This window comes from Xenorhabdus budapestensis (assembly GCF_017743015.1).
Lineage (GTDB): Bacteria > Pseudomonadota > Gammaproteobacteria > Enterobacterales > Enterobacteriaceae > Xenorhabdus > Xenorhabdus budapestensis.
The window spans coordinates 2,317,361-2,342,355 of sequence record NZ_CP072455.1; the positions used below are offsets into that span (position 1 = coordinate 2,317,361).

Genomic DNA, 24,995 nt, shown 5'->3' on the forward strand with positions numbered 1-24,995 from the left:
TTCTCTCTTGGTACACCTGTAATTCACTCAACAAACATCGAAACCAGGAAAAAGTTCATGAATGCTTTACCTATTGTAGCCATTTTATTGATGTTATTTTCTTGTTTGGTTAATGCTGATGAAGTAAACACAGTTTTAGATAAGAAAAATGAAGCAGCCACTGCGCGTTTCTTCAGTAATCTGATTGAAACTAATAATCCGAATATTGCAGAGCTAACCATGGCAATGAGAATGATGCCTAAGGGTGCAGATATTCATCTTCATTACTCTGGTGCAATGTTTGTAGAAAGCTATCTTGACTGGTTAGGTGATAAAGGATATTGCATTTATGATAGATCTGAGCCGAAATTTAAAATAGAGATTTATCAGGTAGAAACACGTCAGAAAAATCAACTCCCGGAGGGAAGTCAGCAATTTTGTCTCGATAAGGATGAGGTCATCGCAAATAATACCTTCTACCGAAAATTATTGGAGGTATGGTCAACCAAAGATTTCTATAACCACTATGATGTACAGAAGGCTCCGGATCAGCACTTTTTTGACGCCTTTAGTTATTTCAGCTCATTAGCAGATCAAGATTTAATGGCTGGATTTACTAAATTAAAAAATCGGGCCAAATATGAAAACGTTCAGTATTTGGAAGTTATCTTACAAGAGGCGCCTTCTGTTGAATATCCAGATCTTGCAAAAGTGCTTGATACGTTAGATCCGAATGCCGATGAAAGCGTCGTTTTCGCAGCGCTGGCTCCCTATGCGGAGTTTATGGCTAAGGATCCAAATTTTACGAAAAGTATATCTAACTACATCCAAACAGGAGAAGCTGCGATTTCTGGGATGGACGATGATAAATTTCGTGTTCGAATTCAAGCCTATGCTTATCGTGATGAGCCACGAGCTATTGTATTCTCAAGTTTATATTCAGCATTTTCGGCAGCACATGCCAGCAAAAAGATTGTCGGTGTGAATATCGTTGGAGCGGAAAATGGTTATATCTCAATGCGTGACTATAAGTTGCACATGTTGATGTTTCGGTATTTAAAAACCCTTTTCCCTGATGTTTATTTATCTCTGCATGCGGGTGAGCTGGTTAACGGAATGGTTCCACCAGAGGAGTTGGCAAATCATATTCAATATGCTGTAGATATTGCAGGAGCTGATAGGATCGGTCACGGTGTTGCTATCGCCAGGGAGGAGAATACATTGGAATTACTCAGCATACTGAGAGAAAAGAAAATACCTATTGAAATAAACCTGACAAGTAATGGTTTTATTCTAGGAATAAAAGGAAACAACCATCCGATAAAACTTTATCAACGTCATGGTGTTCCTTTCGTGATATCAACTGATGACCCTGGGGTTCTTCGTAGTGACTTAACTCAGGAATTTGTAACCTTTGCCATAAACTACAAACCATCATATGCAGATATCAAGAAAACTGTGTTTAATAGCATTCAATACTCTTTTCTAACCCCAGAAGAACAATCGACAGAGTTGAAGGATCTGCGAGCCAGGTTTTTAGTTTTCGAATCAGAGATTGCGAAGTTAGCTGAGCTGGATTAATTTCAAGTCAGTGTTTGCGCATATAAAAGATCTGCTGCACGATTACACAGCTCTGTAAATATAGCAATTTCGCCTTGAGACATATTAGCAACCACAATATCAGCCATATTGTGGTTGCTGGATTCTACCCGCTGTAAAAACATTAATCCCTTCTGACTTAATTTAGTCACCAATTCACGCTTATCGCTTTCCCCTGCTTCTTGTTCAATCAGTTCCTTATCTTTTAGTGAACGCAGGATCTTAGATGTTTTTGAACGGGTAAAACCAAGCTTTTCACCAATAACACTGGGTTTTATGAGTTGATGCTGTCGAAGTAAATATAAGGTATCGTATTGTGCCCAGGAGACACCTTCCGGATTTGTAATGGTTCTTCTTGCGACAAGAACACACTGGAATCTGCTTAATGCATCTTCAAAAGGTGTCATTGCCACATCATAAGTATTCTGATTATCCGTTTTCATATGACCTTCTTATATAACCTGAACTTTGGATACAACTTGAAATCCACCAGGCATATATACGGCTAAAGAACAGTAAAAATCAAGGAAGAAAATTACTTCACAGTCACTTATATTAATGAACCTAATGCCACATCATCGCCATTGATGACCATTTTTTCGAGTTTTTCCAACCAAACTGACTGAGAAACAGTTTTGATGTTATACCCTTTGTATTCAAGTGCCAGATACACAAGGGTAAAGTCAGTACCTTTAAGGTGAAATAAATGGAAATTATGATGACCGGGTATGTTATTGGAAACTGACAATGTAACAATGAGTTGGCTGACAAAATCAACAGGCAATAGATCTGTATTTAATAATTCTGGGTATAGAGCAATTCCCATTTGGATAAAACTTTTAATCTGACGCCACAGAAAGTCATCTTCCTGACATGCGCTAGTGACACTGTCACCGGATATTCGCCCTATTCGATAAACATTGATATCGACACCTTGAGTTCTGGCTTGTTGTATATATTGTTCAGCTACCCATTTACTTTGGGTATAACCAATAGAGAGAGAATCAGGGTGATCCGGAAAACAATCCTCTGTAATGGGTTGTTTAGGATAGTCTGATGCAAATACAGCGATTAAAGGCAATATTTAAGATAAAACTATTTTTTATGGCAATGCTGGCGTAAATATTCGGCTGTCAATGAATTACCCTGTTCAAACATTTCCTGTGGTGTGCCGCTGAACATCACTCGTCCACCATCGGTTCCCGCACCTTCACCTAAATCAATTATCCAATCTGCTTCCGCAATAATGTCTATGTTGTGTTCAATGATCACGACAGAGTTTCCCTGCTCTACAAGACGGCGAAATAACTTAATAAGGACTGCCACATCTGAAGGATGAAGCCCGGTTGTCGGTTCATCAAAAACATAAATATCACCTTTATTATTAAGGTAAGATGCAAGTTTCAATCTTTGGCATTCTCCACCGGATAAATGATCAAGAGACTCCCCAAGCCGCATATAATCTAATCCAACATCTTTAATATGTAGTAATGTTGGGTGGATTTGACTATCTCCCTCAAAAAAACTTGTGGCCTGAGCAATACTCATATTCATCAGATCAACAATCGTTTTACCTTTATACCTATAATTTAAGGATTTTTTATTGTATTTCTGCCCCTGACAAGCCTCACAAGGCAAGGTAACAGAATCCATAAAAGCCAAATCAGTTTCAATTACGCCTAATCCGTTACACTCCAGACATGCCCCTCTGGCATTGGGTGAAAACCATGATTTGGTCACATTATTAGCCAATGCAAAGCGTTCCCGAATATGATCAAAAACCCCGCTCCATGATGCAATATGAGAACGCTTAGAGGTATGGAGAGGTTTTTGGTCAATAACAACAGCATTTATACATTTAGGAACAACCTCCCCCATAATCAAGGAACTTTTACCTGAACCAGCCACACCACTGATAGCAAGCATTACACCCATCGGCATATCAATAGAAATTTCTTTTAGATTATGCAATGTTGCATTTCTGATGGGGAGATAGCTAACAGGTTCTTTCGGGGTTCGGTTGAGATGGGTTATTTGGGACAAATATTTTCCGGTTAATGTCCCGGAGATACGTAATCCATTAAGATCGCCTTGATAAGTCACGGCTCCACCGTTGTCTCCTGCGCCGGGACCTAAATCAATCACATGATCTGCAATTTTAATGACATCAGGATCATGTTCGACCATTAAAATAGTATTACCTTTATCACGTAGTTGCCGAATCAGTGTATTAAGTTTTGTAATATCAGCCGGATGCAAACCAGTACTGGGTTCGTCAATGATATAAGTCATTCCGGTGAGACTACTGCCTAAATGACGCACCATCTTTAAACGCTGAGATTCTCCTCCTGATAATGTTGTTGTTGAGCGATTAAGATTTAAATAGCCAAGGTCAACAGAGCACATTGACACTAAGCGTGCTTTTAAAGCATTGAGCAGTGTATTTACTGAAGGATCATTCAACGTCGCTATAAATTGCCTCAGCTCTACAATTGGTATATCTACACAATCACCGATACTCTTACCCTGAATTAAACATGAACGGATACGCTTATTGAGTCTCTGCCCGTGGCAGACAGAACACTGTTTCATTGAAACAATATCCTGAAATTCTTCGCTTTTATGCTCTTTGCTATCCTTAACCAGATAACTGCGCGTAAATCGGGTAATAACGCCTTCAAATCGGGCAGATTTAGGCCAATCAGGGGAAGGCGTTGTCGGTACGACGTTATCCGCATAAAGTAAAAGTCGGTGTTCTTCTGTAGTGTAATCAGCAATTTTCTTGTCATTATCAAACAAACCAGAATGAACATATCGGCGCCACCGCCAAGTACCCGGCGCAAATGTGGAATATTGAATTGCCCCTTCATTCAATGACTTGTTTTCATTCACCAGTCTTTCAATATCTATGTTGCTGGCAATGCCCAATCCTTCACAGTTTGGACACATACCTGATGGATGATTGAACGAGAAGATATTGGAATAACCGACAAAGGGTTTACCGACCCTGGAAAACAAAAGTCGCAGCAAAGTATAAATATCTGATGCCGTACCAACCGTAGAACGTACATTTTCACCAATACGTTTTTGGTTAATAATAATTGCAGTAGTGAGGTTATTTATCTCATCCACATCCGGCTGACCATAGTATGGCAACCGATGCCGGATATAAGGCGGGAAAGTATCATTGAGCTGTCTTTGAGATTCCGCGGCAATTGTACCAAACACAAGGGAGCTTTTACCTGAACCTGAAACACCCGTGAATACAGTGATAACGTTTTTAGGAATGTACAGATCAATTCCTTTAAGGTTATTTTGTCTCGCACCACGAATTTCAATTGTGTTTTGTTCATGATTTCTCATTTAATTCACCTTTTACGCGTAATTCATACCAACACCGGGGAAAAAACACTCATTTATTCTGTCAGGTGGCTGACTATAGCACCGCAACAAATGATTTCCAAATGGGAATCATATTTTGTGTTTGTTAGAAAATTTACGGGGGATATAAAAACAAATTAATGATTATAGTTTCCCAATGGAAACTATATTTCTACGATTTTTAAAGCAGGGGGTGGACTTCATGTCATGTCAGGAGAGAGAAGAAGAAAACTTTTTCGGTTTATGAGAATAAACCTTCGTCCTCATCATCTTCATCTCCGAATATTTCCTCTAATATTTCTAATAACTCGTCTTCATCTAACCAACCATTCCCGCTCATACTTCCAGTCATTTCTTTTTCAAAAAGCTTACATATCTTATCTGCTGCTATTTTGGAATCTTCATTCAGCTCAATCAGGGCTTCGATCTTATTACGTAATTTCATTTTCGCCTCAGTTAATTTTTTTAGGTTTAAGATGGAGAATACACACGACAGATAATAATAGTTAAAATTTATTTTAAGTTTGCGATTTTCATCAGGCTTTGTGCAGGGATTCACAAATCGAATGTTCACTCACAAACTCTTTTCAGGGGAAAATATGGACGGAATTTGAGCGGTAAGATACCGCTCAGATCGGTTATTGTTTAATGATTACTTGGGAAAGAGAACTGAGCCACTTCATGACGTTCCTGCTTAATCCAACGTTGTGTGATAGTTTTCCGGCGAGTGTAAAAACGTACACCATCCGGGCCATAAGCATATAAATCACCAAATAATGACCGTTTCCAGCCACCGAAACTATGGTAAGCAACCGGAACTGGTAATGGAACGTTAATACCTACCATGCCTACTTCAATTTCATTTGCAAATAACCGGGCAACTTCGCCGTCATTTGTGAAGACACAAGTGCCATTACCATATTCATGGGCATTAATGAGTGCAACCGCTTCTTCCAAACTGGACACTCTGACAATACACAAAACCGGCCCGAAGATCTCTTCCTGATAAATTCGCATCTCTGGTGTCACATGGTCAAACAGACAACCACCGATAAAGAAGCCGTTTTCGTGGCCGATAACAGAGAAATCTCTCCCATCGACAATTAACCTGGCACCAGCTTTAACACCCTCTGTGACATAAGCTGAAACTTTCTCAAGGTGTGCTTTGGTAATCAACGGCCCCATATCCAGCCCGCCTGCTGCACCTGCCCCGATTTTTAACGCCTCAACTTGAGGTATGAGTTTTTCTATCAAGGCAGTAGCTGCATTATTTAAATCTGCATCAGGCATAATAACAGCATGGTTTTTTGCCCCACCCAGTGCTTGCACCCGTTTTCCACGACGTGCGCCTTCACTATAAATATATTCAGCAACAACTGTTGAACCGACAAAACTCATTGCCTTAACATCTGGTGATTCAATCAGACAATCAACAGCTTCTTTATCACCATTGACCACATTCAGCACACCATTTGGCAACCCTGCCTGATGGAGTAATTTTGCAATGAATAATGCTGAGCCAGGTACACGCTCAGAAGGTTTAAGAATGAAAGTATTACCACACGCAATAGCCAGAGGGTACATCCATAACGGAACCATTGCCGGAAAATTAAAGGGAGTAATGCCAGCCACGACACCGACAGCATGGAAATCACTCCATGAGTCAATTTCCGGCCCGACATTACGGCTGAATTCGCCTTTTAATAATTCCGGTGCCCCAATAGCAAAATTGACATTCTCAATACCTCTTTTCAATTCTCCCGCAGAATCTTCAAGGGTTTTGCCGTGCTCTTCACTAATTAGTGTGATGATCTGATCTTCATGTTGTTCAAGCAACTGCTTAAAACGAAACAAAATCTGGGTACGTTTAGCGGGTGGCGTATTACGCCACTCAGGGAGTGCCGCTTTCGCGGCAGCAATTGCGTTTTGTACAGTGGCCGTATTTGCCATTTCAACTTGCCGTATCACAGCACCCGTTGCAGGATTAAATACCGCTGAAGTTCTGCCACCAGCAGTGGTCATTTCACCATTAATGAGATGCGTAATTGTTTTCATACTTCCGACTTCCTTTACTTAATCCGATGTAAAACATCACCCACTGCATTGAATAAACGGTCAAGATCATCGGGTTTAGTATTAAACATCGGACCAAATTGCAGAGTATCGCCACTAAACCGGACATAAAAACCCGCGTTCCATAGCGCAATACCCGCTTCAAAAGGACGAACATTTCCATCATCGTCACGTGGCGCGATTTGAATTGCTCCAATCAAGCCACAGTTACGAATATCAACAACATTTGGACAATGTTCGAGTCCGTGTAGTGTTTGTTCAAAATGAGGGACTAATTCAGCAGCTTGTTGGATCAGGTTTTCTTTTTCCAATATTTCTAAAGTGGCCAAACCAGCAGCACAGGCAACGGGATGAGCTGAATAAGTATAGCCGTGGTTGAATTCGATCATGTGTTCAGGGAGTGGTTGTGACATGAAAACATCATAGATGTCACTGGAAACAGTGACTCCGCCAAGAGGGATAGCCCCGTTAGTAACCTGTTTGGCGAAATTGAGAATATCCGGAGTAACACCGAAATAATCTGCGGCTGTCCAACATCCCATACGGCCAAAACCAGTAATAACTTCATCAAAGATTAACAAAATATTGTGTTGGGTACATATTTCCCGCAAACGCTGTAAATAACCTTGTGGCGGGATAATCGCGCCAGCAGAGCCGGCAACAGGTTCAACGATAACGGCAGCGATATTACTGGCATCATGTAGTTCTATGAGCTTCAATAACTCATCGGCCAATTCAGGGCCACCTGTTGATGGAATCCCTTTGGTGAATGCCATATTACTCTGCAAAGTGTGGGGCAGATGATCAACATCCATCATTTGGCCAAACATCTTGCGATTCCCACCAATACCACCAAGACTTGTCCCACCGACATTAACACCATGATAGCTACGCATTCTGCCAATCAATTTGGTTTTTGTCGCTTGTCCTTTTATACGCCAGTAGGCACACGCTATTTTTAATGCTGTATCAGCAGTCTCTGAACCTGAATTGGTAAAAAAGACATGGTTTAAATTACCGGGCATCCGTTGGGCGATTTTATCTGCCAATCTGAATGACAGAGGGTGAGCATATTGGAAACCTGGAGAATAATCTAACGTGCCGAGTTGTTCTGAAGCAGCCTGACGGATTTCCGAACGTGAGTGACCCGCTCCACAAGTCCATAACCCCGATAAGCTGTCATAAATGCGACGACCTTTATCATCCATTAGCCAATGCCCATCCGCAGAGACAATCAGCCGTGGATCTTGTTGAAATTGACGATTAGCACTAAACGGCATCCAATGTGCTTTCAGGTTCAGGTCTTGGAAAGAATCAGCATGACAGGAATGAGTTTGAATGGTATTGCTATCTGACATTTTGTAACTCCTCATATTAGGATTGTAACAAAAAGTTGTAACAACAAGTTTGCAATAAAATGATATTAAAGTTAAATCTCATTTATCGAATCATTAGTTATGAATTTACTCATACAAATGAAACTAATTCCAGCAAAGTATCCAACGAATTGTAGACAATTAACTGATTTTAATTTGAAATTATTGCGGATATTTAATGCAATTATAAACTCTAAATATGCTAATACTGACGTACGAATCAAAAGTCCCCAAAATATTTTAACAAAGCCAATAAAAATGCAGTAAGATTGGCACCCAATCGTCAGCATTGATCTGGATTATTAGTTTGTTATCACTCTTTCATCTATCACAACGCAGAACACCAGCGTTAGTTGCCTTATTGGCGATTATGATGTTGTTCATCGCTCCGGTGGTATCAAAAACACTGGAGCACAGCCGTGGTATAAAAAGTGAAGCATGTCATGGTATGTCGATGCCTGATATGCAAAACAGTAATCATCATCAGGCATCTTTTTTATCAGATACCATGAATCATCATGGCGTCGATCATGTCCATATGGGATTGATGGACGATATTGCCTGTGGTTATTGCCAGTTACTGATTAATCTGCCGTTGTTGTCGGGAACATTCGTTTCTTTTCTCCTGCTGACATTGACGATTTCCCGTGCACCACCAGCACCATGTTTTTCTGGCCCGACGATCCGGTTGTTCTATGGCGAGTCACAACCACGTGCCCCACCCCTTAATTAATCCGCTTACTTGAAATAAATCATTTATTTTCCTTGCCTTACGTCATTTTTCATAAGGCAGGTCGGGATTGCTTTAAACAAATTCAAAAACAGGATTTGTTACTCATTAATTAAGGGATATTTTTCATGTCTAGTACACAATTATTTCGCGTCTCTCCTCTGGCCACAGCTTTAGCGATTGCATTCTTTATGCCGGCCAGCAGCTTAGCTGTCACGAAAGATCAGATTGAAGAGACGAAAGACTCACACACCATCCATGAGAGTGAATCAGTAATAACCGTAACCGCGCCGGCTGTTTCACCACTTAGTGTTTTCTCTTCACTTAAAACACCTCGTCAGCCTGTGCCTGCCAGCGATGGTTCGGATTACCTGAAAACTATCCCCGGATTTTCCCAGATCCGTAACGGTGGAACTAATGGTGACCCTGTATTTCGCGGTATGTTTGGTTCTCGCTTGCGGATGTTGATTGACGATGGTGAAATTCTGGGCTCTTGTCCATCAAGAATGGATGCTCCAAGTTCTTACATTTCACCGGAGAGTTATGATGTACTGAGTCTGGTCAAGGGACCACAAACTGTTCTTTGGGGACCGGGAAATTCAGCGGGAACTATCCGCTTCGAACGCTCCCGCCCGCAATTTGAAGAACCTGGTGCTACAGGCAATGCCAGCACAGTTGTTGGTTCTAACGGACGTTGGGATGGTAACGCAGATCTGAGCTTCGGTAATCAGCATGGTTATATGCGTTTTATTGGCAATAAATCTCGCTCTAATGATTATAAAGATGGTGACGGATACCGTGTTCCTTCCCACTGGAATAAATGGAATACCGATGTCGCGTTGGGATGGACGCCTGATGAAGATACATTGCTGGAATTAAGCGCAGGGCAAGGTGATGGAAAAGCACGTTATGCCGGACGTGGGATGGATGGCTCTAAATTCAAACGTGAAAGTTTGGGAGTACGTTTTGAAAAGTCGAATATCGGCGATGTGTTTGATAAGTTTGAAACCAACTTTTATTACAACTCTACCCGCCATGTGATGGATAACTTATCCCGCCCTTCTCTTCCAGAAATGGACATGGGACATGGTGGCCATATGGGGCACGGTGATAGTCATATGAAACATGGTACTCACCCTATGGCACATGGAGGACACAGCGGTGGTCATGGTATGAATATGAAGATGGCCCACCAACTGGATCGCCGTACTTTTGGTGGCCGTATGATGGGAACATGGCTCTGGGAAGATTTCAGATTACAGAGCGGTGTGGATATGCAGACCAATACCCACCGCAATCAATCCCAAAAAGATGCACGATTCCGTGATTATGGTGTTTTCGGCGAGCTAACCTGGGATGCAACTGAACAAAGTAAAGTCATCGGTGGTGCGCGTTTGGATCGTGTTTTAGTCAATAAATACACTCAAGACACTCAGGAAGCACGAACAGATACTTTACCAGCAGGTTTTGTCCGATTTGAACATAACCTGAAAGAGCTCCCGGTTATGTTTTATACCGGCGTAGGCTATACCGAACGTTTCCCTGATTATTGGGAACTATTCCGTTCTAAAGGTAATGCTTTCAAGAAACTGCAAACAGAAAAAACAACGCAGTTAGATATTGGTGCACATTATAACGATCACAACCTGAAAGGCTGGATTTCAGCTTATGTTGGTAAGATTGATGACTTTATTCTATTTCACTATGCTGACAATAAAGTCAGCAAGGCAAGTAACGTGGATGCCACTATTTGGGGTGGAGAAATGGGGGTTGCTTACCATCTGAATGATAACTGGAAAACAGATGCAAGTCTGGCTTATTCCTGGGCACAAAACACTTCCAACCATCGCCCATTACCCCAAACGCCACCATTGGAGGCGCGCTTAGGTTTGACCTGGGAATATGGTGATTGGACAAGCAGCGGCTTGCTGCGTTTAGTCAGCAGTCAGAACCGGGTTGCAATCAATGAAGGTAACGTTGTCGGGAAAGATTTTAACCGTAGTGCTGGTTTTACCGTCTTCTCTGCGAATGCTGCTTATAAGGTGACTAAAAATATTCAGATTAGTGCCGGTGTTGACAATATCTTTAACAGAACTTACAGCGAACACCTCAATCTGGCAGGAAATAGTGGCTTTGGTTATTCGGCCAATACGTCAGTAAATGAACCTGGTCGTACTTATTGGGCCAGATTTAACGTGAAATTCTAAACATTAGCCTCCCAGACTTTGCCCTGAATCATATCGGGGCAAAGTCTTCACCATTTCTTAACGAACTTTTTATTAAAGTTATTTTTACATAGCATGAAGAAATATCTTCTTAAAAAGATACTTTTATGGGGCGATAATTATCAGAGGAATCCTAAATGTCGGATTCATTCGTCAACAGCCAATGACGCAATAACATAGCAAGTTGTTCTTGCTGTTCACTGGATAGCGCCCCAAGAATTTCTCTCTCATTTTCCAGATGACTTTCAACTACTTTATCTATGAGCTTTCTTCCCTCCGCAGTCAAAGAAACTTTGCAACTGCGTCGATCTTTAGCATTTGCAACACGCTCAATCAGCCCTCGTTGTACCATATGCTCAATGCGGGTACTCATTGCTCCCGAAGTCAACATAACGGATTGATACATCTCAGTTGGTGTAATTGGTGTGTCATAACGGCGTAGTGTCGCAAGGATATCAAACTCAATAGCGCTCAAGTCGTATGCCTTGAAGATAGGCTGTAATCGCTGTTCGATAATTTTATTTGCACGGTATAAACGCCCAATCACACCCATTGGTGAAGGATCAAGGTCTGGACGTTGCTGCTCCCATTGTATGAGTAAACGGTCAATGTGATCGTACTTCATGTCTTTTTCCCTATTCATTTATTTTTGAAAAAAGATACTTGATAAAATTTATATAGGCTATTATTTTAATTTGTCTTTACATAAAGATACATTTCATAATGAATTTTACATCAGCTATTCTGGGTATTATCGGAATTGCGTTATAGCCATTTCAGCTAATTTTGGCAGATAAATTGGATTTGGAACGACAGTGGTTTTTTCCTGTTTCAATTTATCAGATCCTGCATCATTATGATTGCTGTTTGGTTTTCTATTCCTCGAAATCGAATGCAAACAGTCTCATCACCCCATATAACCCAGGAGTATTACAGTATGAAATTGACTTTGATATCTGGCAGCCAACGTCAAAATTCCAGCAGTCAACGTGTAGCCCGCTATTTGCAAAAACTCAGTAATGAATATGGATTTACTGATACTAATTTCCTCGAATTGTGCAATGTAGAACTTCCTCTTCATGACGGCTATACCACAGATATATCAGCAGAGTCACATCCGTGGCAGGCAATTGCTCACCATTTAAGAGAAAGTGACGCCTTTATTTTTGTGTCTCCTGAATGGCATGGAATGGCGCCACCAGCATTAAAAAATCTATTGTTATATTGCTCTGTGACGGAACTGGGGCATAAACCAGCATTATTGACTAGCGTTTCTGCTGGCCCAAATGGTGTTTATCCTCTTTCAGAATTACGTATGACTGGTTTTAAAAATAACCATGTTTGCTTCCTGCCTGATCACCTAATTTTCCGCCAGAGTGAAAGCTTAATCTCACCAGATTTGATTTGTAATGATGCTGTATTTGAAGGGCGAGTTCACTATACACTGAAACTACTAAAATCTTATGCCGACGCTCTGAAACATGTACGTGAAGTTATTAGAGAAGAAAATAAAAAGTATCACTATGGTATGTAAAATAGACCAGAATAACTATTTTTACTAAAAATCAAAGCATTAAAAACCTAAGCTCGGCTCAATGATATGAGTCGAGTATAAAAGATCGGATTACCGATCTTTTATATGAATTAATACAGGTTGTCCTTAAGCCGTTGAGGTAATTCTGCATCGTACCCAACATCATCAAACTCATTTTTACTGAGTTCTTTGAGAATACGCCCTGGACTGGGTAAAGCACTGCGTTCAATCTGGGTTGAAGCATCCCATAAACCGGAACGTATAATGGCACGACTACATTGGAAGAAAACAGCATCTACTGTGATCCGTAATACAGAGTTTGGCAAAACGTTACGGTACGCAAAACGCTCTAGTATTTCCGGAGTAATTAATATTTCTGCCCGACCGTTGATGCGTAATGTCTCACCAATACCAGGAATAAGCAGTAACAGAGCAATACGGTTATCGTGCAGAATATTACGCAGACTATCGATTCGGTTATTCCCTTTTCTGTCTGGCAAAATCAACGTTTTTTCATCTTCGATATGAATAAAGCCAGGTTGGTCTCCACGTGGAGAAACATCCATCCCTTCTTTACCCATTGTTGCTAATGCTGCAAATGGTGCTGATTCGATAAAAGGACGATAAATCGGATGAATATGATCCGTTTCCTTAATTACAGCAAGTGCCGTGGGTTTTCCGTAAATTTGCTCAAGTGTGGTGATATCAGTAACAACGTTATCCATTATGAAATTTCTCCTTCATAATCAATTCGTAGTCTGACATGTTCTATGATGATATTGAGTTAGTCATAGAACGGCGCTGTTTTATACAGTAAAAAATTGACACTACTTAGTCAGTGATGAAAACGCATAACATACTCCAGATGCCCTGTTGCTTCATCTTCCTCTTCTTTAGCAACATAAAATCCTTGTGATAAGTAGAAATTATAGCTTCTTTCATTTTCTTGATAGACTGCCAAGGTAAGCTCTGTTCTACGATTTTTGGCATCGGTTATCAATTCGCTACCAACTCCCTGCCCCTGGCAATCCGGTAACACAAAAATTGCTGCCAATGCGTCATCATGTAGTGCGTAAAAACCGATGATTTTTCCGTTTTGGACATAAACATATACTTCAGAAGCCGGAATATAGAGATTTCTCATATTTTCGACCTGAGATTCCCAAAAATCAGCAGCGACAAAATGGTGTGCTTTAATAGATGCCTCCAGCCAAATTGTCAGAACGTCGTCCATATCTGCTTCTGTGAATTTCCTGATCATTTCTGTGGGCCTTATAATTCTTCCTCTTTTTTGAAGACAGATATTATAAATGGAGGCTTAAAATTTGGAACATGAGGAATTAATTTCTGGTAGAGAGAAAATCCCGCCTCTTCTGCACAGGCTATTCGCTTTTCCAATGACCAGTACGTATCATGAAAAGAGAACGGCTTACCCGTTTTAGTCCACAAAGTCGTTAACAATGTATTTCCGTCACGGTAAGTCTTTCCTGCTTCTCCTGTTTTGAATGGGCCAAAATCTATGCCGATGGCATCCAAATTAAAATCAAGAGTCATGTAATAACCATGTTTAATTACATGGCTATTTACCTGGCGAAAAATAGCTCTGACTGAATCTTCTGTTTTTAATGTACAGAGCACAAAAGCGCTGATTACTGTATCAAAAGGGATGTCATTCGTATAGTGATGAAGCTCGGTTGGATAAGTGAATATAACCCCACTATCTTTATGAATTTCTCTTGCCAATTCAATTGCATATTTTGAAATATCTGCGCCGATCATTTGAGGAACAATCGGTGCAAGAAAAGGAGTTAATGCTCCTGAACCACAACCAAGATCAAGAACTTTTTTTATGGAATTATGTTGTTTAATAAAATCACAAATAGTTGTGAAACCATATTTTATTTCAAGAATATCATTGTATTGTGAAAAAAACTCAGATAGTTCTTTCTCTTCCCATTTACTCATATATTCACCTCTTATTGTTTTTATAAAACCGTGAAAAAATTAATAGTCAGGTTAATTTAATATTATAATTTATTTAATGATTATTTTATCGAGAATTCATGGTTTAAATCCCATTTAAAGAATAAATTAATTTTATAAATTTTATATATGGCATAAATTATTACATGAATAATGGTTTATAAAAGCTTTGTCTTATCTCCTATGCTTTTATATTAATCATGCTTATTTTATTACCCTGATAAATATCCATTTAATAAATAATAGATTGCTTAATTAAAGCACCGAGAAGTATTTTTTTTATTTTGTGACTAACAACAAATAACTGTATATCAGTGTAAAAAAAGAAAATTTAAATTTATCTAATTGAATTTAAAATAAAAATAAAATTAAATTATTGTAAATCAAATGTTATCAGTGGGTTAAATAAATTCTTGCATTTGATGTTTAGTTATCATTTCATAGAAACTTGCTGGCGAGTTATAGAGATTTTTTTCGATATCTTAATTAATTATTTAAAGATTATTCTGCAACATCCATCTGTTTTGGGAATAACTTAATGCTGCCAGTTATATGAACTCAAATGACCTATTAAATATAAGTATTTTCTGAAAAGTTATTTATTGGATAGCGAATCGGAAGATTTCATTATGTAAAAAAATGGACCTATTCTTATGAAAAAAAACAATACTGTAAAACCTATATTTTTGTGGGTAACATTATTTTGTGGACTATTACCTATTAATGCTTCAATAGCCGATACTGGATATCAAGAACAGGGGCAGAAAAACTCTCCTAAAAGTTGGCTATCAGAGGAATTCAAGCGTCAATGGGGATTAACCGCAATTGGCGCGCATTATGCCTATGCACGTGGTTATACTGGGAAAGGGATTAATGTTGGTGTGCTGGATGAGGCTGTTACTCAGCATTCTGAGTTTACAGGAAAACTTAAGATATTAAGTCCTGAAGATACTTGGAACTATGATGAAAAGAAAAATGGAACGATCATCTTCGGTGCTCACGGTAACCATGTGTCAGGAATTATTGCCGCAAACAGAGACGGCAAAGGGATGCACGGAGTGGCATTTGATTCGGGCTTAATTACAGCAAAATATTTGCAAAATGAGTTCAATCGTACAGAAGCCATGATTCAGAGTAATGTTCGGGTTATCAATAATAGTTGGGGTGTTCGCCCTAGCTATGCTACTGATAGCAATGGTAACCCTATAAGATTTCCAAATGGAACAGTAAAATATGATAAAGTCACACTAGACGATGTCATTAAATATGCCACCCCGATTAAAGAAATGTTGGATAAGTTAAGTAAGTCTCCAATCCCAGAGGAAGATTTCTATCCAATATTTGGAACAATCAGATCAGCTTCCTTATTACGTGCAGCACGTCATGATAAATTGGTTGTTTTTGCTGCGGGAAATGCCAACAACTATAACGTCACTTGGTTACATGCAGGGATGCCGTTTTTCTTCCCTGATGTATTAAAGAATTACCTTAGCGTAGCCAACCTGACCAGAGACAATCGAATTAATGTCTCATCAACCAGTTGTGGATATACCGCTAGCTACTGCTTGTCCGCACCAGGAACTAGAATTTACAGTAGCACAGGTGATTTTGTCTCGAAAAATGATGGAAAAATAGACGAAGATGCTTTAAGTAAGGGTGAACTGGGGATTAATCCTATTTATGAGGCTTACACTGGCACATCTATGGCATCCCCGCATGTAGTTGGAGCTGCGGCTGTCTTGATGCAGCGTTTTCCTTATATGACAGCGGGGCAAATCTCTGATGTTCTCAAAACAACTGCTACTGATCTGGGGGAAAAAGGTATTGACCGGCTCTATGGCTGGGGAATGCTGAACCTGAAAGATGCCATTGATGGTCCTAAAATGTTTATCACTGAGAAAGATATTCCCACTGAATTCTATATTCCCGGCTCATATACGGAAACTCAGTTTGTCGCAAATATCCCCGGAATTGGGGGAATAGTGGAAAAAGGTACTACTGTAGAACGGGTATGCGATAGCATTGAGTGTGCCTATGACTATTGGAGTAATGATATCGCAGGTCATGGTGGATTGACTAAAACCGGTAAAGGAATACTTGAACTTGCTGGTAAAAATAGCACTTATAAAGGGCCAACTTGGGTAGAACAAGGCCAGTTGCAAATTAGTGGCTCTATAATTTCTGATGTCACTGTGCAAAATGATGCAATACTGAGTGGAAGTGGTACTGTTGGCTCACTTATGGTCAATACCAGTGCCAATATTGCACCAGGCAATTTAAATTCAATCGGAATACTGAATGTTGATCGTAATGTTACTTTCCAGGAAGGTTCACGTTATCTGGTTGAAGTTGCACCAAATACCCAAGGACGCAGTGATCGTATTTCCAGCAACGGTTCAGCGGTATTGAAAGGTGGAGCTGTACAGGTCACGTTAGAAAACAACAGCAACTTACTCTCAAAACATGAGGTTCGTAGCCTGCTTGGTCAGCAATACAATATTTTACAGGCAAACCGTGGTATCAATGGTCAATTTACTACCGTTGCACCTAACTATTTGTTCGTTGGTACTCATCTTAACTACCAACCTAATAGCGTGATGTTAGATATAAAACGTAATTCCACTACATTCGCCAGTATGGGTAAAACCGCTAATGAACGTGCGATAGCCAATGCTGCTGATAAGCTGAATCTGGGTCATCCGGTTTATGAGAGTATCTTAATGTCTGATACGCCTGCTCAGGCTCGCCAGGCATTCCAACAATTGTCTTCTGGACAGATCCATGCTGATATCGCTGCTGCACAAGTCAATAGCAGCCGTTATCTGCGCGATACGTTGAATACACGCTTACGTCAGGCAGATGGCGGAGCCACTAATCAGGATATCAAAGCAGATAAAAATGGTGTTTGGGCGCAAATCACCAGCAACTGGCAACGCGCCGATAATACCAGTGAAGTCAACGGTTATCGTATGTCTAATTATGGTGTGTTACTGGGCGCAGACAAAGAGTTGACGAATGACTGGCGTATCGGTATGTCTACTGGTTATACCCGCTCTTCTCTGCGTGGTGGCTATAATACTTCAGCCGACAGCAACAATTTCCATCTGGCATTATATGCTAGCAAGCAGTTGAATGCTCTGGCATTACGCACTGGTATGGCCTATAGCTGGCATCGTTTTGATACAGAACGTTCGGTTGCTTTTGGCAGTCAGTCCGACAATCTGAAAGCCAAATATGGCGCACAAACCGGGCAGATATTTACTGAAGCAGCTTATAGTATTAATGCTCCTTGGTTGAATCTGGAACCATTCGCCAACTTGTCTCACGTTAATTTCCGCAATGGTGGTATTAATGAGAAAGGTGGTGCTGCGGCATTAACTGGCGAAAAACAATCGAAAAATGCCACTCTCTCTACATTAGGTTTACGCGTTGACCAAAAATGGCAGACGCAAAATCAAATTACTGTCGGTATGTATGGTGAATTGGGTTGGCAACATCAATTTGGCAATGTTGATCGTGGTAGTAAATTAAGTTTCAGCAATAGCAATGCAGCATTTACTATCAACAGTGTCTCAGCAGCGCGTGACGCCGCTGTCATCAAAGCGGGTACAGCATTGAGCATTAATGAAAATGCTAAATTATCTCTGGGATATAACGGTGTTTTATCAGGCAATCACAAAGATAATGGTGTATTCTTCAATGCCAACTGGAAATTCTAATCAATTAAAACCCTATAAAAAACAAACTCATTGCTGGCAATAGCTGGCAGTGAGTTTTTCTTTTCTTCTTCATTTGATGGTTTTGTATCCACGGCAACACAAGATAGTTAAATAGAGCTTATGCATTATGAGTCGGATAATAACTATCGAGTCATCTACATAACCTAAAGGAGGAAAATTATGACTTATCGTAATGCTCTGTTAGTTAGTTTGTTTTCTATCACAGCAAGTTCAAATGCTTTAGCTTTAAATAATACATCTATTGATTTTGCTGAATCTAATAATAATGGTGCTCCATTAATGAAATCAACCGATCCTGGTGCTAATAAATTCAGAACTGTCGGTAAATTTGTGGGAGGAGCAAACTGTACTGCGACCCTGATTGCTGGTGAAAATGAACCAAACCCAGAAACTCCGGCCTTGATACTAACAGCAGGACACTGTGTTAATAGCAATGTAGGAACAAATGAAGTGAGCGTTGATCGGCCAGTAGAAATGGATTATTGGCAATATACTCCGGATTATTTCATCGACAAAAAAGACAACCTTTCACCAATAAAAATTGACCGTATTCTGTATTCAACGATGAAACACCAAGATATCGCTGTCTTACAATTGAAGGCCACTTATGGTGATCTGGCTAAGAAAGGCTATCATCCTTTGAAGCTGAAGAAAAACCTGAAGATGAAACATCAGCCTATCGTGTTGACTCATATTCCTGTTAATAATGTTGATTACAATTTTGCTTACCTTAGAAAGTCTGAATGTGATATTACCGGAAAATCACCATTATTATATGAAAGTTCTGCGCCATGGATTTGGTCTCCGGTCTTCTCTGTTAACTGTGCTGGTGTAGTTGGCGGAACATCTGGCTCCCCTGTTTTTGAAAAAGGTAAAACAGAGGTTATTGGTGTTCTTAATACAACCACAACACCGGGTATGACCGGTTGTGGACTCGGCAGACCTTGTACTGTCGAAAACAATAAAGGTGTTTCAGAAGAAGGAGCCAGCTATTTCATTCCTGTAGATACCATTGCTAATGCAATAACTAAGGACAACAAACTGGATCTATCTAAACTGGAAAATAATAGCGGTGACATTTTAGAAAGAAGTCTGCTGTGGTCACCTTGGATTACTCAAAGTGTTGTTGACGGAGAGAAAGCAAAATGGGATGTCATTATCAAAGAAGGTGCTAATGTCAAAAATATCCGCTATAAAACAGGGTTGATCAGCGAAGTGGATTGTACAAATGAAGCAGGATATAGCGCTCCAGTTTCAGCCAGCAAGAATCTATTGAAAAACATGTTACTGCCTGAAAAAGACGGCATTTATAAACTCTGTGTTATCCATCAGAATAACAATGGTCAATGGCAAAAAACAAAAGATGCCTCAGTGATGTTGCGAGAAATTGATAATGTTCCACCATCAATCAAACCAATTATCCATAAAAATGACCATGGGAGTGACAACTGGTATGTAACTGTTAAAGCTCAACAATATGAACTCATGGGTGTTCAAGTGAAATATGGCCCTAAAGCAACAACTAACTGTGATGATAAATCAGGTTACGGCTTTGCCTGGAGACCTATAGCTCTGGCGAAATCTGAAGCTCCATGGCGTGTATGTGCATATGGTCAAGATATGGCAAAAAATGATAGCCTAATTAGTGTACTTGATATTGAAGCAACTGCTGCTAAATAAATAAACAACCCCACTGCCAGTAATCGCTGGCAGTGAATCTCCTTTTTCAAACTCAGAACCTTTCTCTCTCCTTAATACAAGCCATTTTGTCTATTTCTATCCAATCCTATTTTCTATCAGAGGAGGCTTGAATATGCCATCACGTATTATTTTGCCTATAGTTTCACCGCTAATTTTACCGATATTCTCATTTGCTGTATTTTTCATCGGTGCAACAGAGTTTATGCTATCTCCCATGCTCAAACCATTGGCCGAAGCATTTGAAACAACAACAGATAAAGCGGCCTGGTTGGTATCCAGTTATGCCCTCGCTTACGCACTTTCAGCACCGATTTTTGGTTGGTTATCAGATCGAATAAGTCGATATAAATTGTTACTGGCATCTTTGCTGTTTCTTTCACTTGATGGGTTGGCATTGACTATAACCCCCAATTTAGAAATTGCTATCGGATTGCGTATTTTCGGAGGTATTGCTTCGGCTGCTCTGATCCCAACTATTTTTGCACTGGTTGCAGATATTTTCCCTCTCCATAAACAAACCTCAGCAATGGGAATAGTTATGCTTGGCATGACTGCGGGTATTGCGGTCGGCCCTGTCTTCGCAGGAGTATTAACAGAAATTTTTAACTGGCGGATACCATTTTTGATGAGTGCGATCGGATGTATTTTGCTTTTTATTTTAAGCAGAAATGTTTTAAGCCGAAAATTGCCTTTAAACCTGAAAAGGAACTCCTTCCAAAATCATCGAATAGGAAAAACAGAAATCACATTTCAATGGATATACCAGGAGAATTTAATCTGTCCTCTTATCGCAAAAGGGTTTTGGAATGGTACGGCAGTATCTGCTTTTATATTGACCGGAGAAGTATTAAGACGACATTATGATTTAGAAACAGACGCAGTTGGTATCTCTGTTTCTGCATTTGGCATCGGGCTTGGTTTGGGGAATCTGTCTGTATATTTTGTGAAGCGTTTACAGATCCGGGAAGAATGCATGCTACTGTTGGCAGTAATAACACTTTTCGCGGCCAGTTCTGCATTTATGCTATTGCCATTGTCCTTGTTCTTTAGCCTTAGTTGCCTGATGTTATGGGGATGTGCACTCGGTCTTGCAGCTCCTGTCAGCACTTCTATTTTGGCAAATCGAGCAAAACGGAACAAAGGCCAAATATTGGCAGTATCTGAAAGCTTGAATAATCTGGCGATTCTATTTTTACTCCCCATTGCGACTATGCAACTAACCCAGCACGGTATCGCAACCGCGATGATAATACTGGGAAGCTGCTTGATAATAGCTATTGGGCTGATATTGAGAGATTTTTTAGTGACAGCGTCACTAAATCGAAACCAATAAACGTAATAAAAGGCTTTGGTTAATTCCAAAGCCTTTTGAAAATAATAAGGAGTTAATGAACTTATCCAACTTCAGGTAACATTCCGGTCACAATACCTATTTGAATAGAAATTACTGCGATCCCACAAAGAAATACCAAAACCAATGCAGGCGTTCCGCCGAAGACCCGATATTGGCATATATTTTTTTGGCGAACCTTAAAAATCAAAATACTAGGTAATAACAGAGCAAGGATTGATAACGCAATAGCAGCATATCCCAACGCCATGACGAATCCCTTTGGATAAAACAGAGCAAACACTAATGGAGGTGCAAATGTCAGCAATCCGGTTTGTAAGCGCCCTGCTACATTATCCTGACGTTTGAAAAGATCTGCCAGAAAATCAAATAACCCGAGCGTGACGCCCAAAAAAGAAGTTGCTAATGCCAGATTAGCGAATATTTGCACTGAAAATTCTGTTTTTGGCGATGTAACTACATCACGAATCGAGCGGATCAATCCATCTAATCCGGATTTTTCAGCTAGAATTCCCAATAATGTTGTTGAATCAAGGCTTCCTAATGTAGCTAACTGCCAAAGGATATAAGCCATCAGAGGAATTGCACTACCGATAATAAATATCCATCGTAATTTGCGAATATCACCTTTCATATATCGTACAATGCTCGGTACGCTGCCATGAAAGCCAAATGAAGTGAAAACAACAGGAACAGCAGATAAAATAAGACCTTGCTCAATAGGCATGGATAATAAATTTACATGCTGGATGTGTGGAAGCATTAAACCAAGCATCAATACCAGAAAGATAATTTTGGCGCTAAACAATATCCTGTTTATAAAATCGACAGAGCTAGTGCCAATACAGACAATCCCACCACCAATTAAGGTGAATAAAAGTACGCCAACAGCACCATGAAATGAAGCACCTAACCATTTATTAATGTTGGCAGTAAGCAAATCACCTGCCCCACTGATATAAGCCGCAGTTAGGGCGTACAACAGAAACATCATACTGAAACCAGCAATGATTTTTCCATATTTCCCAAGATAACGATAAGCTAGTGTTCCCAAACCGGTATCGAATGATTCATACTGATAAGCTTCAACCAGCAATAATGCGGTATAACTCATCAAAATCCATATTCCAACCAGCATAACAAAACTAACACTGAAACCGATACCAGATGCAGCCAGTGGCATTGCCAGCATACCTGCTCCGATCGTTGTCCCAGCGACAATAAAAATACTTCCCAGGGTACGATTTTTCATACCTATATCCCTTTAGTATCAACTAAGAAATGAAGTATCAAAATCTAATCTTTGATGTAATTGTTTTTCTTTTTCATCAACAATTTGAGTCAGTTTTTTAACAAAAATAGATTTTAGTTGCTCCCAATATTCTTCAAAGTGTTCTTTATTGCGCAGGCAATGTGTCATTACGGCTGCCCGCAATACATATATATGATGCACTTCTTTCCATTCACTATAACTAAAACCACATTGTTCAGCGTAATACCTAGGGGTATCACCATACTCTTTGTAATCCAGTATTGTTGATGATGTGAGAAGATCGTTGGTATAAGCACGTCCGTTGGAATATGAACATAGTTCATAGATCCGTTTGTTGAGAATGTTGTGGTTCAGCAGGCTGGTATTTCCGACTTCCTTGAAAGAAAAGTTAATCATATGAAAGTCAGGTGTTGGCATGATATGCATTTCAAATTGATATTTCCCAACCTTTATTGGTTGCACATTGGTTATTTTATCCAATAATCGATTGGCAGTGACGATCCCGGCAGCGATCACTTTGCCATACCCATTAATGTTCAGAGGTAATAATCTATGAGCTGCCCACAAAGCTGCGGCTGTTGCTCCTGCTTTTGAGCCTTCCATAATAGAGGCACCCAATATTCCTCGATTACTGGTTGGTGAATCGCTGTGAACATCACTATCTTCAAAGACATAAGCAGCATGGGAAGAAATCAAATCAAGAATTTGTTTATTCTTCATACAGATAGCACCTGCCGAATATTGAATGAACCCCATCTTATGGGGGTCAACAGTAATCGAATCGACGTGTTTCAGTGCCTTGAAACTCTGATAGACTCCCTGTTTAGGCCAGTTAATATTTTCAGGGATCAGACCGAGTTCGTGATGATGCTTAACTAATTCATCATATTCCATAAATTTTCCCTGCTCATTCAGCAGTAAAGAGCAGGCATAACCTGCATAGGCTGCATCAACATGGATGTAGAATGATGCCCCATAACGTTCTTCACATTCCTGTCTCAACTTTATTACTTCATCAATGCGATCAATTGCTCCTACTTCCGTTGTACCTACCACAGCAATCATTGCCAAAATAGCTTCTCCTTTCTCAATAAGAGAAAACGTAATTTCACGCATCTTGGCAACATCAGTCTGGTAATGTTCATTAACAGGCAATGGAATAATATTTTCTTGTCCAATACCAAAAATATCGGCTGCTTTTATCCAAGAGTAATGCTTAGACTGTGGTACTAGTAGTTTACCTAAAATTTCCGGTTTAACGCCTATGCCACGACATGTCATATCGCGTATTTCATTAAATACGCCCTGCTTTTTTAACTCACTAATTAAATCAATGACTTCTGTTGTTGGAATATTCATTAATTGTTTTTGAGACTTGTGACTGAGCAGATTTTTGGTTTCGGGATGTTGGGAGATAGCTAAAGATAGTGTTTTTAAGTTTCTGGCAACCCAAAGACCCTCATAGTTAGCCACTGTTCCTCCTGAGGTGATGTGTCCCCAGGCTTGTTGTGAGTCATAGCCAAACATTTGGCAGAGATCTAACCCGGATTCAAGCTCAAGATCTGTTGTAGTTGGTGATGCTTCATAAGAACAGTTATTCGGGTTATACATCATCGCCATGACATAAGCGAGATTAGAAACCATCAAAGTGTCAGCATTAATGTGTCCAAGATAACGGGGAGAAAAGAAAGGAATGGAGGTGTTTTTTAGTTTTGCCGATAACTGATTTAATATTCCTTCTGTCCGATACAATGTTTCTCTGTAGTTATGCTCATAGCGATCAATTGACGTAACCAGGGCGGAATCTTCAGGATGAAAACCTGAACGCCAATGCATATGCTCACTGACCGCATAATCCATCATTTCCCTGAAAAACACAGCATTTTCTGACTTTGGACCTAAAAATAGAGCATCTACATTTAAGTTAGAATTAAGTGGCTTAGTCATAATCACAATATCCTCGATTGTTCATTATTCTTTATTAGCTATTTATTCATTAACTAAGTCGAGCTATGAACACAGATATAAAACATATGATTTGAAATATTAA

The 24,995-nt window shown here is 39.9% G+C and carries 19 protein-coding genes; 7 read left to right on the plus strand and 12 right to left on the minus strand.

Annotated elements, in window-relative coordinates:
* Nucleotides 1-57: 57 nt before the first annotated feature.
* Nucleotides 58-1,560, plus strand: a complete 1,503-nt coding sequence (locus tag HGO23_RS10195) for an amidohydrolase family protein (protein WP_209026547.1) — start codon at nucleotides 58-60, stop codon at nucleotides 1,558-1,560.
* 2 nt (nucleotides 1,561-1,562) lie between these two features.
* On the opposite strand, the gene HGO23_RS10200 is transcribed toward HGO23_RS10195, so the two are convergent.
* From HGO23_RS10200 to aptA, 6 genes are all read right to left on the minus strand, one after another.
* Nucleotides 1,563-2,021, minus strand: coding sequence for a MarR family winged helix-turn-helix transcriptional regulator (locus HGO23_RS10200; RefSeq protein WP_209026548.1), 459 nt, complete (start codon nucleotides 2,019-2,021; stop codon nucleotides 1,563-1,565).
* 107 nt (nucleotides 2,022-2,128) lie between these two features.
* On the minus strand, nucleotides 2,129-2,659 hold the full coding sequence (locus HGO23_RS10205) for an SDR family oxidoreductase (RefSeq protein WP_209026549.1): 531 nt from the start codon (nucleotides 2,657-2,659) through the stop codon (nucleotides 2,129-2,131).
* A gap of 14 nt (nucleotides 2,660-2,673) precedes the next feature.
* On the minus strand, nucleotides 2,674-4,941 hold the full coding sequence (locus tag HGO23_RS10210; RefSeq protein ID WP_209026550.1) for an ATP-binding cassette domain-containing protein: 2,268 nt from the start codon (nucleotides 4,939-4,941) through the stop codon (nucleotides 2,674-2,676).
* 259 nt (nucleotides 4,942-5,200) lie between these two features.
* A complete protein-coding gene (locus tag HGO23_RS10215) occupies nucleotides 5,201-5,404 on the minus strand; it encodes a hypothetical protein (protein WP_099136606.1) in 204 nt (67 codons plus the stop codon).
* A 200-nt stretch (nucleotides 5,405-5,604) separates the two neighbouring features.
* Entirely contained in the window at nucleotides 5,605-7,014 is a 1,410-nt protein-coding gene (locus tag HGO23_RS10220) for a CoA-acylating methylmalonate-semialdehyde dehydrogenase (RefSeq protein WP_209026551.1), read from the minus strand.
* A gap of 14 nt (nucleotides 7,015-7,028) precedes the next feature.
* A complete protein-coding gene (aptA, locus tag HGO23_RS10225; protein ID WP_209026552.1) occupies nucleotides 7,029-8,390 on the minus strand; it encodes an omega-aminotransferase AptA in 1,362 nt (453 codons plus the stop codon).
* 325 nt (nucleotides 8,391-8,715) lie between these two features.
* Between aptA and HGO23_RS10230 the strand changes: the two genes are divergently transcribed.
* Together HGO23_RS10230 and HGO23_RS10235 are read left to right on the plus strand one after the other, a co-directional pair.
* A complete protein-coding gene (locus HGO23_RS10230) occupies nucleotides 8,716-9,141 on the plus strand; it encodes a DUF2946 domain-containing protein (RefSeq protein WP_244589962.1) in 426 nt (141 codons plus the stop codon).
* 125 nt (nucleotides 9,142-9,266) lie between these two features.
* Nucleotides 9,267-11,345: a TonB-dependent receptor domain-containing protein gene (locus HGO23_RS10235; protein WP_209026553.1), complete on the plus strand. Its 2,079-nt coding sequence runs from the start codon at nucleotides 9,267-9,269 to the stop codon at nucleotides 11,343-11,345.
* 151 nt (nucleotides 11,346-11,496) lie between these two features.
* Here HGO23_RS10235 and HGO23_RS10240 read toward each other — a convergent pair whose 3' ends face one another.
* Nucleotides 11,497-11,988 carry a MarR family winged helix-turn-helix transcriptional regulator gene (locus tag HGO23_RS10240; RefSeq protein WP_099136602.1) on the minus strand — a complete coding sequence of 164 codons (492 nt, stop codon included), beginning with the start codon at nucleotides 11,986-11,988 and terminating at the stop codon, nucleotides 11,497-11,499.
* Between the two features lie 312 nt (nucleotides 11,989-12,300).
* Here HGO23_RS10240 and HGO23_RS10245 point away from each other — a divergent pair, with 312 nt between their 5' ends.
* The gene (locus HGO23_RS10245; protein ID WP_209026554.1) at nucleotides 12,301-12,897 is read left to right on the plus strand and encodes an NADPH-dependent FMN reductase; all 597 of its coding nucleotides are present in this window, start codon (nucleotides 12,301-12,303) and stop codon (nucleotides 12,895-12,897) included.
* A 110-nt stretch (nucleotides 12,898-13,007) separates the two neighbouring features.
* On the opposite strand, the gene HGO23_RS10250 is transcribed toward HGO23_RS10245, so the two are convergent.
* From HGO23_RS10250 to HGO23_RS10260, 3 genes are all read right to left on the minus strand, one after another.
* On the minus strand, nucleotides 13,008-13,625 hold the full coding sequence (locus HGO23_RS10250) for a pyridoxamine 5'-phosphate oxidase family protein (RefSeq protein ID WP_209028754.1): 618 nt from the start codon (nucleotides 13,623-13,625) through the stop codon (nucleotides 13,008-13,010).
* A 107-nt stretch (nucleotides 13,626-13,732) separates the two neighbouring features.
* Complete coding sequence (locus HGO23_RS10255; RefSeq protein ID WP_099136599.1) at nucleotides 13,733-14,158, minus strand: N-acetyltransferase; 426 nt, start codon at nucleotides 14,156-14,158, stop codon at nucleotides 13,733-13,735.
* Nucleotides 14,159-14,169: 11 nt separating this feature from the next.
* The gene (locus HGO23_RS10260; protein WP_209026555.1) at nucleotides 14,170-14,862 is read right to left on the minus strand and encodes a class I SAM-dependent methyltransferase; all 693 of its coding nucleotides are present in this window, start codon (nucleotides 14,860-14,862) and stop codon (nucleotides 14,170-14,172) included.
* Nucleotides 14,863-15,533: 671 nt separating this feature from the next.
* Here HGO23_RS10260 and HGO23_RS10265 point away from each other — a divergent pair.
* From HGO23_RS10265 to HGO23_RS10275, 3 genes are all read left to right on the plus strand, one after another.
* On the plus strand, nucleotides 15,534-18,599 hold the full coding sequence (locus HGO23_RS10265; RefSeq protein WP_209026556.1) for an autotransporter domain-containing protein: 3,066 nt from the start codon (nucleotides 15,534-15,536) through the stop codon (nucleotides 18,597-18,599).
* Between the two features lie 180 nt (nucleotides 18,600-18,779).
* On the plus strand, nucleotides 18,780-20,300 hold the full coding sequence (locus HGO23_RS10270; protein ID WP_209026557.1) for a trypsin-like serine peptidase: 1,521 nt from the start codon (nucleotides 18,780-18,782) through the stop codon (nucleotides 20,298-20,300).
* A 133-nt stretch (nucleotides 20,301-20,433) separates the two neighbouring features.
* A complete protein-coding gene (locus HGO23_RS10275; RefSeq protein ID WP_209026558.1) occupies nucleotides 20,434-21,654 on the plus strand; it encodes an MFS transporter in 1,221 nt (406 codons plus the stop codon).
* A 61-nt stretch (nucleotides 21,655-21,715) separates the two neighbouring features.
* On the opposite strand, the gene tyrP is transcribed toward HGO23_RS10275, so the two are convergent.
* Nucleotides 21,716-22,924 (minus strand): tyrosine transporter TyrP, encoded by a 1,209-nt coding sequence (gene tyrP, locus HGO23_RS10280; protein ID WP_209026559.1) that lies wholly within the window; start codon nucleotides 22,922-22,924, stop codon nucleotides 21,716-21,718.
* Between the two features lie 18 nt (nucleotides 22,925-22,942).
* On the minus strand, nucleotides 22,943-24,892 hold the full coding sequence (locus tag HGO23_RS10285) for a pyridoxal phosphate-dependent decarboxylase family protein (protein ID WP_209026560.1): 1,950 nt from the start codon (nucleotides 24,890-24,892) through the stop codon (nucleotides 22,943-22,945).
* Between the last annotated feature and the right edge of the window lie 103 nt (nucleotides 24,893-24,995).